Source organism: Methylotuvimicrobium sp. KM1 (assembly GCF_044788715.1).
Lineage (GTDB): Bacteria > Pseudomonadota > Gammaproteobacteria > Methylococcales > Methylomonadaceae > Methylotuvimicrobium.
Genome location: NZ_CP173170.1, coordinates 4,446,635 through 4,458,842, shown reverse-complemented (window position 1 = coordinate 4,458,842; position 12,208 = coordinate 4,446,635). Strand labels below are relative to the sequence as shown.

General features: G+C 48.3%; 10 protein-coding genes. 8 read left to right on the top strand and 2 right to left on the bottom strand.

The genetic code is table 11. The features are described 5' to 3' along the window. Nucleotides 1–33: 33 nt before the first annotated feature. The gene (gene rpsT, locus ACINK7_RS19420; RefSeq protein WP_014149998.1) at nt 34–297 is read right to left on the bottom strand and encodes a 30S ribosomal protein S20; all 264 of its coding nucleotides are present in this window, start codon (nt 295–297) and stop codon (nt 34–36) included. Nucleotides 298–375: 78 nt separating this feature from the next. Here rpsT and ACINK7_RS19415 point away from each other — a divergent pair, with 78 nt between their 5' ends. The 4 genes from ACINK7_RS19415 to ACINK7_RS19400 all read left to right on the top strand — a co-directional run bounded on the left by ACINK7_RS19415 (nt 376) and on the right by ACINK7_RS19400 (nt 5,139). Next, nucleotides 376–726, top strand: coding sequence for a lipid II flippase MurJ (locus ACINK7_RS19415; RefSeq protein WP_404357860.1), 351 nt, complete (start codon nt 376–378; stop codon nt 724–726). Between the two features lie 731 nt (nt 727–1,457). Continuing rightward, the gene (locus ACINK7_RS19410; RefSeq protein ID WP_404357858.1) at nt 1,458–3,050 is read left to right on the top strand and encodes an ABC-F family ATPase; all 1,593 of its coding nucleotides are present in this window, start codon (nt 1,458–1,460) and stop codon (nt 3,048–3,050) included. A 359-nt stretch (nt 3,051–3,409) separates the two neighbouring features. Next, nucleotides 3,410–3,664, top strand: coding sequence for a membrane protein insertion efficiency factor YidD (gene yidD, locus ACINK7_RS19405; protein WP_404357856.1), 255 nt, complete (start codon nt 3,410–3,412; stop codon nt 3,662–3,664). Nucleotides 3,665–3,858: 194 nt separating this feature from the next. Next, entirely contained in the window at nt 3,859–5,139 is a 1,281-nt protein-coding gene (locus ACINK7_RS19400; RefSeq protein WP_404357854.1) for a DUF3754 domain-containing protein, read from the top strand. Between the two features lie 202 nt (nt 5,140–5,341). Here the strand turns inward: ACINK7_RS19400 and ACINK7_RS19395 are convergent, their stop codons facing one another. After that, the gene (locus tag ACINK7_RS19395) at nt 5,342–5,731 is read right to left on the bottom strand and encodes a hypothetical protein (RefSeq protein ID WP_404357852.1); all 390 of its coding nucleotides are present in this window, start codon (nt 5,729–5,731) and stop codon (nt 5,342–5,344) included. Nucleotides 5,732–6,111: 380 nt separating this feature from the next. Between ACINK7_RS19395 and ACINK7_RS19390 the strand changes: the two genes are divergently transcribed. The 4 genes from ACINK7_RS19390 to ACINK7_RS19375 all read left to right on the top strand — a co-directional run bounded on the left by ACINK7_RS19390 (nt 6,112) and on the right by ACINK7_RS19375 (nt 12,029). Then, nucleotides 6,112–8,244: an HAD-IIB family hydrolase gene (locus ACINK7_RS19390; RefSeq protein WP_404361483.1), complete on the top strand. Its 2,133-nt coding sequence runs from the start codon at nt 6,112–6,114 to the stop codon at nt 8,242–8,244. Nucleotides 8,245–8,262: 18 nt separating this feature from the next. Continuing rightward, complete coding sequence (locus tag ACINK7_RS19385; protein WP_404357850.1) at nt 8,263–9,111, top strand: HAD-IIB family hydrolase; 849 nt, start codon at nt 8,263–8,265, stop codon at nt 9,109–9,111. Beyond that, the gene (locus ACINK7_RS19380) at nt 9,104–9,991 is read left to right on the top strand and encodes a PfkB family carbohydrate kinase (RefSeq protein WP_404357848.1); all 888 of its coding nucleotides are present in this window, start codon (nt 9,104–9,106) and stop codon (nt 9,989–9,991) included. The genes ACINK7_RS19385 and ACINK7_RS19380 overlap by 8 nt, the downstream gene beginning before the upstream one ends. 82 nt (nt 9,992–10,073) lie before the next feature. Then, complete coding sequence (locus tag ACINK7_RS19375; protein WP_404357846.1) at nt 10,074–12,029, top strand: amylosucrase; 1,956 nt, start codon at nt 10,074–10,076, stop codon at nt 12,027–12,029. Nucleotides 12,030–12,208 lie beyond the last annotated feature (179 nt).

The window sequence follows — 12,208 nt, the reverse complement described above, 5'->3', positions numbered from 1 at the left end:
CGAAGGGCGTTTTGCTTTCGGCTTTTTTATCGATTAAGCAAGGCCGCGAATTTTAGCGTTTAATCTGCTTTTGCTGCGTGCGGCTTTGTTTTTATGTATCAGGCCTTTGTTGGCTGCGGAATCAATTATGGGAACCGCAGTTTGAAAAGCGGCTTGCGCTTTTTCTTTGTCGCCTGCGTTGACCGCAGCCAGAACTTTTTTGATGAAGGTACGCAGATTGCTGCGTTGTCCAGCGTTACGAATGCGGCTTTTTTCCGCTTGTCGCGCCCGCTTCTTTGCTTGTGCTGTGTTAGCCATAGTATATCGATTCGTAAAGGGTGAGTTAATAAGACCGCATATTATGTTGCGTAGTGCTACTATTGTCAATTTTTAATCATGCGGGAAATAGTTGTTTTCGGCCGGGAGATTTTTAAAGCAACATTGATCGTCAGTATTATGACGATGCTTTCGCGTATTTTGGGTTTCGTTAGGGATATGCTGATTGCCAGGCTGTTTGGTGTCGATGCGGCTACCGATGCGTTTTTCGTGGCGTTCAAGATACCTAATTTTTTACGGCGCTTGTTTACCGAGGGTGCCTTCGCGCGTGCCTTTATTCCTGTGTTGTGGCTTGCGTTGTGTAATTATTCACACCCCCCATTCCCACGCTCCAGCGCTCGCCGTTATACACAAGTATCGGTAAACTTGCTAAACAGAGTTCGTCGTATACCTGGAAACGGTGCTGTTTGATAAATCTGGCGGATATTGAACATCAGTGGCTTCGAAATCGCGACGAAGGCGTCGCTCCCACAAGGGGGCGGATGCTCTGTGGGAGCGATCCCCAGATCGCGATTTCGAAGTCGGGAACGTTGGGCGACAAAAAATGGTATCGAAGCCTCATTGGCTAAGATTGCAAAACAGTAATTTTTGACTTATGTATAACGATGAGCGCTCCAGCGTGGGAATGCAGCCCGAGACGCTCTAGCGTCTCGTACCGCTGGAGCGGTACTCAGGCATTCCCACACAGAGCATAGGAACGAGAATGGCCGTGGGACTGAATACTCACAACGTAGGGCGCGGGCCGGGCAATGGTTTTCTTACGCATACGATGGGCTTGATAGGTTCGTCGAGAAAATCCGTCCTGACGGGGCTCAAGTTGAGAGTAAATATGATCTCAGCGGGATAAAGACCAAAGTTAGTGAAAATAACCGCAATCCGGCACAAATCCGTATGGAACGGATTTGCATTTACCCGAAGGGCTCCGGGCAGGATAGCCCGGAGTGAATCCCTAGCGGAATGACGTGTTCCTTTCTTAAGTTGGCGCTTATGGGCAACCTCGTTATTCCAAGCCGATCGGCTCTTTTTGAAAACTAGACGTTTTTTTGCTCGGATGGGTGTAGTTTTTAATTAACTCTCTTTTACCCTGCTAAACCGGTTAAAATGGGCAGTTTTTTACAACACTTATACATCCGGACAAAATCTTGATTTCAACAGCTAATATCACCATGCAATTCGGGGCAAAACCCCTGTTTGAAAATATTTCCGTCAAATTCGGTGAGGGTAACCGTTACGGTCTGATCGGCGCTAACGGTTGCGGTAAATCGACGCTCATGAAAATTCTAAGCGGCGAATTAGAACCTTCCGCCGGTAACATCAGTATCGGTCCGAATGAGCGTTTGGGTAATTTGCGGCAGGATCAATTTGCGTTCGAGACATTTACGGTGCTGGATACCGTCATCATGGGCCATGAAGAGCTATGGCGCGTTAAACAGGAGCGCGACCGCATCTATTCGCTGCCGGAAATGAGCGAAGAAGAAGGGATGCAAGTTGCCGAGCTGGAAGTGGAATTCGCGGAACTGGACGGGTATACCGCCGAATCCCGTGCCGGCGAATTGCTGCTAGGCTTGGATATTCCTCAGGAACAGCATACCGGCTTGATGAGTGCCGTTGCGCCCGGCTGGAAATTGCGCGTCTTGTTAGCGCAAGCCTTATTTGCCGATCCCGATATTCTGCTGTTGGATGAGCCGACTAATAACCTTGATATCAACACGATTCGCTGGCTGGAAAATATTTTGAACGAGCGCGACTCGACGATGATTATCATCTCGCATGACCGCCATTTTTTGAACAGCGTCTGTACGCACATGGCGGATTTGGATTACGGCGAACTGCGTATTTATCCGGGGAATTACGACGAATACATGACCGCGGTCACCGAAGTGCGCGAACGTCTGCTGGCCGGCAATGCCAAAAAGAAAGCCCAAATTGCCGAATTACAAACCTTCGTCAGCCGGTTTTCGGCCAATGCTTCGAAAGCCAAGCAAGCCACCTCGCGTGCCAGACAACTGGAAAAAATTAAGTTGGATGAAGTGAAGCCGTCTAGTCGGGTCAATCCGTTCATTCGTTTCGACCAAGATAAAAAGCTGCATCGCTTGGCTTTGGAAGTGGAAGGTTTGAGCAAAGGCTATGGCGCCGAACCCTTGTTCAAAGATCTCAAACTCGTGGTTTCGGTCGGCGAACGCGTCGCGGTGATCGGTCCTAACGGCATTGGTAAAACCACCTTGCTCCGTACTCTGGTGCGCGATTTGATTGCCGATGACGGGGTGATCAAATGGTCCGAAAATTCCAGCGTCGGTTATTATGCGCAAGACCATGCCGGCGACTTTGCCGAAGACATTACTTTGACGGAATGGATGGGCCAATGGCGGCAGCCCGGCGATGACGATCAAACTATTCGCGGCACTTTAGGCCGCTTGTTGTTTTCGCAGGATGATATTCACAAATCGGTCAAAGTGCTGTCCGGCGGCGAAAAAGGCCGGATGCTGTTCGGCAAATTGATTTTGCAAAAAAACAATATCATGGTTATGGACGAACCGACCAATCACTTAGATATGGAATCGATAGAATCGTTGAATACCGCGCTGGAAAACTACCCCGGAACACTGATTTTCGTCAGCCATGACCGGGAATTCGTGTCTTCATTGGCAACCCGGATCATTGAATTGACTCCGCAGGGCATCGTCGATTTTAACGGCAATTATGAGGATTATTTGGCCAGCCAAAGTTTGAATTGAGGCAGAGGGTACGGTAAACAATAAATTCCCTAAAAGTTACTCAAGCGGAGTGTTTTCAAATATCAATAAATCGAAGGTGCTCTTTTTCAGTAACGTTCATGAAGGCCTGGCCATCGCCCCTGCAAATGAAAGTTTAACCGCGTAGCCCGGATGGAGCGCAAGCGCAATCCGGGACGTTCGAGGCCACGCAATCCCCGTATTCCGCTTACGCTGCATACGGGCTACGCGCTCGAATTATCTATCGAAAAATTAGATAAAGAGTCTCAATCTACGAGCTTTCACAGTAAGTAAAAAAGAAGTATGTTTGGCGCTGGGTTATGCTTAAGCGTAATTTGTTTTGATTTTTGGAGAATTTGACGATGTTGACTAAAGGCTTGCAATCTTTGTTGATTGGAATAGTCCGTTTTTACCGACTTGTCATTTCTCCTCTTTTGCCGCCTTCGTGCCGGTATCAGCCTACCTGTTCCGAATATGCGGTAGAAGCTATTACTCGACATGGTCCATTTAAAGGCTTGTGGCTGACGTTAAAACGACTTGGTCGATGTCATCCATGGGGCGGTCACGGCTATGACCCGGTTCCGCCCAAAGAGCCGGGCACGACTAATAAGCCCTGAATATGCGCTATTTTCCGACGAGTCGTTATACTCATCGGAGATCAAAATTCGGCCTCGGGGTGCCCGTCAAAGGACGCCGTAAATACGTCCGTGTAGGCTCTATGCTAGATCCATGCCGGCAAAGCCTTACCGAGCACCCCGAGGCCTCCTCCGGCACTGCCGAAATTTGAAGTTTGAAAGGTATAGATAACGAGATGAGCTTTGATCAAGAGAGTACGCTAGAGCATTTCATTCCGGTGGATATAAATGATTTAATCTCTGGATTATTGACCGAGTTGGATTTTCCGGAGGAAGAAAAGCGACTGTTCAAACAGTTTTGTAAAATTTTTCTTGCGCTTTATCACGCCCATTTTTTTTCCAAATTGCAAAGTCTGAAACACAATTATTTACCGTTCAGCCCCGATCGCACGACATTGGCGATGCACACGCATTCAAACGAAGCATTGCAAGTCATGCAAAACACTTTGATCGAGGAGATTAAGGGTATCATTATCAAAGCCAACTACAGGCCAATTGGTCAAGAAGAACTGAATCAGGCATTATCTGAAACTTCGCCTTACGGTTTGGATTTATCCATCGATTTCGACGATTTCGATGAAATACATTTGTACTACCGGGGATGGGCTAGCCGGACCGAGCAAAAACGCTCTTGGCAGACATTTTTTTTAACGCCTGAAACAATCGAAATTCCAATTTATCGAAGATTATTTTTGGTGCTAAAACTGAAACCGGCAAAGAAAACAGTGGGAACTACCTCGTTTTTCTCTGATCCCAAAGCTTTTGTGCTCGATAAATGGCGTCAGCTATTTCAGATGCAAATGTCTCAAGAGGGAGATAATTCGGTTATCTATCTCAAGTTGTTTAAAGACATTCCACGGGCCGATTTGGAAATGTTGTTTCCGAATACCCGCGTGGAAATGCGACGGCTCGATAAGTTTAAGATAGGCGTCGGCGGTGGGGGAGGTGTCATAGGCGGAATTTTTACTGTCGTGTCGAAATTGGCGCGAGCCGCGCATCCTGCTGCGATCCTGTTAGCGGTTGCCAGCTTCATGGGGTTGATGTGGAGGCAAGCCGGAAAAGTGTTGTCAAGCCGTAACCGCTATCTTTCCGTGCTAGCCAAAAGCCTGTATTTTCATAATCTCGACAACAATTTGGGTGTTTTGTCCAATCTGATCGAAATGGCAGAGGAAGAGGAATGCAAAGAAGCCATACTCGCTTATGGATTATTATTGCACAAACAGCATCAGGGCTGTTCGGCGCATCAGTTGGATAGGTTGATCGAAGATCATTTGCAGAAGCTCTATGGCGTCCAGGTCGATTTCGAGATGAGTGATGGCATACGCAAATTGAGCGAAGCGGGCTTGATCGAAGAGACTCCCGATCATTTGATAAGGCCCTGTTCTCTTAACGATGCACTGCTTCGACTGGACCAGGAATGGGATGGTTTGTTTTCTTTTGAAAATTGTTCTGCATGACTTTCTTAACCGATATCGTTTTAAATTTAACAAAGTAAATTATTGCGCGTAGCGCATATACATAACCTTTACCATTCTAATTTCGGAGCTGGGTGAATGTCGATTTTGCAGGAGTAAAAATCGACTGAACACCCCGAAGCCCCCATATGCTATACCGAAATTTGATGAGATAGATATACAACGTAACTTGATTGCCTGCGTGTTATTTTTTGGTCATGAAAAAATAATTCGATCGGCATTTAAGAATCATTTTGTCGTTTTCTTTTTCAATTGCGGTGCAAGTTTCCATTCTAGAGCGGCCCGGTGCGGCTTGTTTAACCAATTTGCCGTCTTCGACCGAATAGTTCAATACTGCGCGGAGTGTATCGATCCGGGCGTGAACGTCCGATTCTTGAGACTTTCCTTCCATAGTGCCGTCTTCCCTGAACGACCAAGTAGTATTCAAGCTTCTGGATTTGGTGCCTTCGCGGTCGACCGATTCCTTATCGATTTGCCAGGTACCGATTAGATCGGCTTGGGTTAACTGAACATCGGCATTCACGGAAAAAGCAAAAAATAGGAGCGTAAAAGTTGAAAATTTAGTGAATTGCATAATAAAACCTTTTAATTGTTTTTAGGAGTCGAGGATTGTAGCACAGAAAAGCCTTTCATTAAGTATGGTATTTAATAATAACATAGTATTTTCATAGGTTTATACTTGCTTCACTACTCCTTTCATGCTCAAAAAATGGTTATACCCATCGTAGATCAAAATTCGGCACCGGGGCGTCCTGTCGGGCGAGTGACCGTACCCTCAGCAACCCTCGCACTTTCATTTGCCGGGGCGATACCAAGCCTACACGACCGTTATGGTGAAATGCTTTTTCTAGGATAATGGGCAAAGGGTTCAAGGTGATCCGGTAGATGCTGCAAGTTAGTGTCACTTGAGATAGTTGTTCGTGAATGAGAGAATACAATTTATCTCCAGCTGAAATGAGTTCGATCATGACGAGCAAGAAGGTTTCGCATTATATTCTTTTGATCAGTGTTCACGGCCTGATACGCGGACGAGATTTAGAACTGGGACGCGATGCCGACACCGGAGGTCAGACCAAGTATGTCGTGGATTTAGCGAGGGCTTTAGCGTGCCAACCTTCGGTAGGTCGGGTTGATTTAGCAACGCGATTGGTTGACGATCCCGAGGTTGGTGCAGATTATCGTGAAGCGCTTGAGCCGCTGGATAAAAACGCGCAAATCGTCCGGATTCCGGCCGGCCCCGAAGGCTATATCAAGAAAGAGGAACTTTGGGATTATCTCGATATTTTCGCCGACAATTTGTTGGAGTGGCTCCGGCAACAGACGCGTATGCCGGACGTGATTCATAGTCATTATGCCGACGCCGGCTATGTGGGCGTGCGGTTGTCGCTTTTGACCGGTATCCCATTGGTGCATACCGGGCATTCACTGGGCAGAGACAAGCTCGGTCGTTTACTTGCAATGGGCTTACCGAATGATTTGATCGAGCAGCGTTATCATATTTCCAAAAGAATCAGCGCCGAAGAGGATGTGCTGGCCAATGCCGAGTTGGTCGTGACCAGTACCCGCAACGAGATTGCCGAACAATACGAGCTCTACGACTATTATCAGCCGGAACGCATGGTCGTGATTCCGCCGGGAACCGATCTGGAGCAGTTTCATCCTCCTGAAAACAAGGTAAAAATAGCCTTCGGCAAATCGCTGGAGCCTTTTTTGAATAATCCTAAAAAACCGATGATTCTGGCTTTGTCGCGTCCTGACGAACGCAAGAACATAGTTTCGTTAGTTCATGCTTACGGCGAGTCTCCCGAATTACAGAAATTAGCGAATTTAGTGATCGTAGCCGGCAATCGCGACGATATCCGGGAAATGGACGAAGGCGCGCAAGCGGTGTTGACCGAAATTCTATTATTGGTCGATTACTATGATTTATACGGCCATATTGCGATCCCTAAGCACCACAAACAGGAGGATGTTCCGGATATTTACCGCTTGGCCGCGGAATCGAAAGGCGTGTTCGTCAATCCGGCATTGACCGAGCCGTTTGGTTTAACTTTACTCGAGGCGGCCGCATGCGGATTGCCGCTGGTTGCGACCGAAAACGGCGGCCCGGTCGATATTATCGGTGCTTGCCATAACGGTATTCTCGTTGATCCGCTAGATAGCAGTGCGATAGCGAATGCGTTGCTGGAAATTTTAAGCAGCCCGAAAAAATGGGAAAAATTTTCCGAAAAAGGCCTTAAAAATGTTCGGAAACGCTATTCCTGGAATACGCACGCACAAAAGTATCTTGAGATGATACAGCCATTATTGGAGCATCATCCGGAGTTCCCGAAAGTGGCGCGCGTGCGAGGCGATTTGAGCTATCGCGATCGAGCCGTTTTTTCCGATATCGATCAAAGTTTATTGGGTAGCGCCGAGGGTTTGAAAGCGTTTGCCGCTTATTTGGCCGAGAATCGAAAAAAAGTTTTTTTCGGTGTCGCGACCGGCCGCAGGCTAGATTCGGCAATGACAATTTTAAAGAGAAACGGCTTGCCGGTACCGGATGTTTTAATCACCAGCTTGGGAACCGAAATTGTCTATTCGCCACAAATGACGCCGGACAGCGCTTGGGCAAGACATATCGATTATCACTGGAATAGCAAGGCCATACGCCGCATTATCGGGGAATTGCCCGGTTTGACTTTACAGCCCAAAAGCGAGCAAAGCCGATTCAAAATTTCCTATCATTACGATGCCGAGCAGGCGCCGACGGTAGAAGAAATTCAGACATTGTTGCGTCAGGAGGAGCAGGCGGTCAATGTGTATATATCCTTCGGGCAATTTTTCGACATCGTTCCGGTGCGTGCATCGAAAGGTTTGGCCTTGCGTTATTTCGCCCAGCAGTGGAATCTGCCGTTGGAGCGTATTCTAGTCGCCGGCGGCTCCGGCGCCGATGAAGACATGATGCAGGGTAATACCTTAGCGGTTGTTGTCGCTAATCGGCATCGCGAGGAATTATCGGGTTTGCGCGAGCCCGAGCGGATTTATTTTGCGGCACAACCTTTTGCGCTCGGTATCATTGAGGCGATAGAACATTATGATTTTTAAACGACTGAGAGCAGAATTATGACCGACCGGCTTTTGCTTTGTACCGACCTTGATCGAACCTTATTGCCGAACGGCAATGTGCCGGAATCGGCGATGGCGAGGGTTTATTTCAAGGCCTTGGCGCGGCATCCCGGATCCACACTGGCATATGTGACCGGTAGGCATCAGGCCTTAGTGCAGCAAGCGATAGCCGAATACGATTTGCCGTTGCCGGATTACGTGATCGGTGATGTAGGCACGACGATTTATCAAGTCGTTGATCATGAATGGCAAGAGTGGCCGCAATGGAGTCATGAAATCGAACCGGATTGGGCCGGACGCGAACATGCCGAGATGCATCGTTTGTTCAGCGAATTGTCCGAATTAACGCAACAGGAAGGCGCGAAGCAGAATCGTTTCAAGCTCAGTTATTATGTATCGGCAGCAATCGATCCGAAGCCTTTGTTGACTGAAATGAGAAAACGCTTGGCGTCGAATTCGGTACGAGCGGAGCTTATTTACAGTGTCGACGAAACCACGCATACTGGACTGCTGGATGTTTTACCCGCTTGCGCGACTAAGTTTCATGCGGTCGAGTTTTTAATGAAGCAGCTTGGCTTTTGTTTGGATAACACGGTTTTCGCCGGCGATAGCGGTAACGATCTGCCGGTTTTGACCAGCCCGATTAACTCGGTATTGGTCGCCAATGCGACCGACGAGGTACGCAAGCAGGCGCTGCAGTTGGCTCGGGAGCAGTCGACCGAGCAATCGTTATATTTGGCTGAAGGCGGTTTTCTCGGAATGAACGGCAATTACAGTGCCGGTATTTTAGAAGGCGTTGTGCATTATTTACCCGAAATCAAACACTGGATTATTGGCGATGAATAAAAATCCGATCACTATTTTCGGCGAGGTTTTGTTCGATCATTTTCCCGATGGCAGCCGGGTACTCGGCGGCGCGCCGTTCAATGTCGCCTGGCATTTGCAGGCCTTCCGGCAAGAACCGCATTTTATCAGTCGAGTCGGTCAGGATGCGACCGGAGACTCGGTCATTGCCGCGATGCATAAGTGGGGCATGGATATGTCGGGTTTGCAAAGGGATAGCCGGCATCCTACCGGTGTCGTCGATATCGTCATCGAGCAGGGCGAGCCCGCCTATACGATCGTGCCGGAACAAGCCTACGATTATATTAATGAAGCCGAGCTTCAAGATACGGAGCGTCCCGGTTTGCTTTATCACGGCACACTGTCCTTGCGTCAGCCGGTTTCAAGGACGGCTTTGGACGTTCTTAAAGACGCACACAAGGGGCGTATCTTCATGGATGTCAATTTGCGCGAACCTTGGTGGCAAAAAGACCAAGTGCTTGAATGGCTCGGTCAAGCCGATTGGGTCAAGCTGAATCATCATGAGTTGGCGGCGCTTTATCCGGTTTCGGGCGATCTTAAGGCCGATATGCGGCGCTTTGTCGAGCTTTACCGATTACAAGGACTGATTGTCACGAGCGGCAAGCAAGGCGCGTTTGCGACTGACCGTCATGGTGAGTCGTGCCGGGTTACGCCGGGCGAGATCGCCCAAGTGATTGATACGGTTGGTGCCGGCGATGCGTTCGCTTCGGTGATGCTACTCGGGCTCAATCTCGATTGGCCGCTACAAATCACGATGGAGCGCGCGCAAGCGTTTGCTTCGGCCATGGTCGGCCAAAGAGGTGCGACGGTTAGAGATCCTGTATTTTATGAAACGTTCATAGCTGCTTGGGGTCTAGACTAAGCTATCCATTCTTTACTCGTTACCGGGCGCGAGCCTTTGCTCTACCGGTTATGAAATTTTACATTTTCTCCGCATCCTAACCATGTACGAACAGATTTCGCATTCCTTATTAAATGAAATTTTAGATGATCTCAAGCCGGAAATCCGCAGGCAGGATTTACGGCATTTTTACACGCGTCTCGGCGCGAATTTTTATGCGATTCATAATCTGTTTCATCATCTATACGGCCGCCGCGACGACTTCAAGGAGCAAATGCTCAAGTTGGTCGAAACCTTGGCCCGGCAATATATTCAGCGGCCGGAAGAGTTGGAGAAACTCGATATCGCTCGGGAAAACGATCATAACTGGTTTTTGAATCAAAAATGGGTCGGTATGGCTTTGTACAGTGCCGGGTTTGCCGACGACTTGGCCGGCGTGGCGGATAATACCTCTTATTTTCAAGAGCTCGGCGTCAATTTGGTGCACATCATGCCGATTCTCGAGTGTCCGACCGGACGCAGCGACGGCGGTTATGCGGTCAGTAATTTTCGGCAGATCGATAGCCGTGTCGGCAAATTAGAAGATTTACAGAGGGTTTCAAGCGAGTTCAGAAAACGCGATATTCTGTTGACCTTGGACGTTGTGTTGAATCATACATCGGACGAGCATGAATGGGCGAAGCGGGCGAAGGCAGGAGAGCAAAAATATCAGGATTATTATTACATCTTCGATAATCGTGAAATTCCCGATATGTTCGAACAAAGCATGCCCGAAATTTTTCCGGAAACCGCTCCGGGAAATTTTACCTGGGACGAAACCCTGCAGAAATGGGTGATGACGGTCTTCAATGATTATCAATGGGATCTCAACTACAGCAACCCTTCGGTATTCATCGAAATGCTCGACGTGATTCTCTTTTGGATCAATCAAGGCGCCGATATTATTCGGCTCGATGCGGTTGCTTTTTTATGGAAGAAGATGGGCACGACCTGTCAAAACGAACGCGAAGCGCATTTGTTGCTGCAGTTGATGAAAGACTGTTGCCAAGTAACCGCGCCGGGATCCTTGTTTATTGCTGAGGCGATCGTCGCGCCTGTCGAGATTACTAAATATTTCGGCGAGGACGCGATTATCGCGAAAGAGTGTGAAATCGCCTATAACGCGACGCTGATGGCCTTGCTTTGGGATGCGTTGGCGACGCGCAATAGCAAATTACTGTATCAGGGTTTGAAAAGCCTGCCCGATAAATTGGAGCGAGCGACTTGGTTGAATTATGTGCGTTGCCATGACGATATCGGCCTAGGTTTCGATGATAACGATGTGCGGCATGTAGGTTATGATCCAGTCGCGCATCGTCGCTTTCTGGTCGATTTCTATACAGGGGTTTATGAGGACTCGATCGCGAGCGGCGTGCCGTTCATGCGTAACGACAAAACCGGCGATGCGCGGATTGCCGGGTCGCTGGCTTCGCTGGCCGGCCTTGAGACGGCACTTCAGTCCGACGACGAGCATGCGATCGATATCGCGCTGAATAAGATCATATTAATGCATAGCGTGATATTTTCATTCGGCGGCCTTCCGCTTCTGTATTACGGCGATGAGATCGCCACCTTCAATGATCACAGTTATCTCGATCAACCCGATAAGGTCAATGACAGCCGCTGGATTCACCGGCCCAAGATCGATTGGGAACGGGCCGAGCAACGTAAAAAACAAGGTACGGTCGAGCATGCCGTATTTAACGCATTGAAAAAAATGATTGCGATTCGCAAGGAAACCACGGCTTTTGCCGACTTCAATAATCGGCAGTTGATCGAGTGCGAAAACCCGCATATTTTTTCGTTTATCCGCTACGATCATAATCGTCCTTCCGAGCAAGTGCTGGTGATTTGTAATTTCAGCGAACAAGCGCAGCGTATCAAGATGGAAAAATTTAATACGGCGGGGTTTGGCATTTACGGGCAAGTCAGTGATTTATATACCGGCAAGCGTCCGACGGAATTCGACCAGCAACTGGTCATTCAGCCGTGCCAGTTTTATTGGTTGACTGAGTATTGAGTAGAGAATAGTTAGCAGTTAGCAGTTAGCAGTGAGCAGTGAGCAGTGAGCAGTGAATAGTGAATAGTGAATAGTGAATAGTGAATAGTGAATAGTGAATAGGGCAAGTAGTGAGTTCGGGCGTATGTTCTTTTAAACCATTAACCCAAAAAGAGCAGTTGAGATGTGTTGTAGACCGT

Coding starts and splice junctions, on each gene's coding strand:
- rpsT (WP_014149998.1), bottom strand. CDS start 297: ATGGCTAACACAGCACAAGCAAAGAAGCGGGCGCGACAAGCGGAAAAA.
- ACINK7_RS19415 (WP_404357860.1), top strand. CDS start 376: ATGCGGGAAATAGTTGTTTTCGGCCGGGAGATTTTTAAAGCAACATTG.
- yidD (WP_404357856.1), top strand. CDS start 3,410: ATGTTGACTAAAGGCTTGCAATCTTTGTTGATTGGAATAGTCCGTTTT.
- ACINK7_RS19400 (WP_404357854.1), top strand. CDS start 3,859: ATGAGCTTTGATCAAGAGAGTACGCTAGAGCATTTCATTCCGGTGGAT.
- ACINK7_RS19395 (WP_404357852.1), bottom strand. CDS start 5,731: ATGCAATTCACTAAATTTTCAACTTTTACGCTCCTATTTTTTGCTTTT.
- ACINK7_RS19390 (WP_404361483.1), top strand. CDS start 6,112: ATGAGTTCGATCATGACGAGCAAGAAGGTTTCGCATTATATTCTTTTG.
- ACINK7_RS19385 (WP_404357850.1), top strand. CDS start 8,263: ATGACCGACCGGCTTTTGCTTTGTACCGACCTTGATCGAACCTTATTG.
- ACINK7_RS19380 (WP_404357848.1), top strand. CDS start 9,104: ATGAATAAAAATCCGATCACTATTTTCGGCGAGGTTTTGTTCGATCAT.
- ACINK7_RS19375 (WP_404357846.1), top strand. CDS start 10,074: ATGTACGAACAGATTTCGCATTCCTTATTAAATGAAATTTTAGATGAT.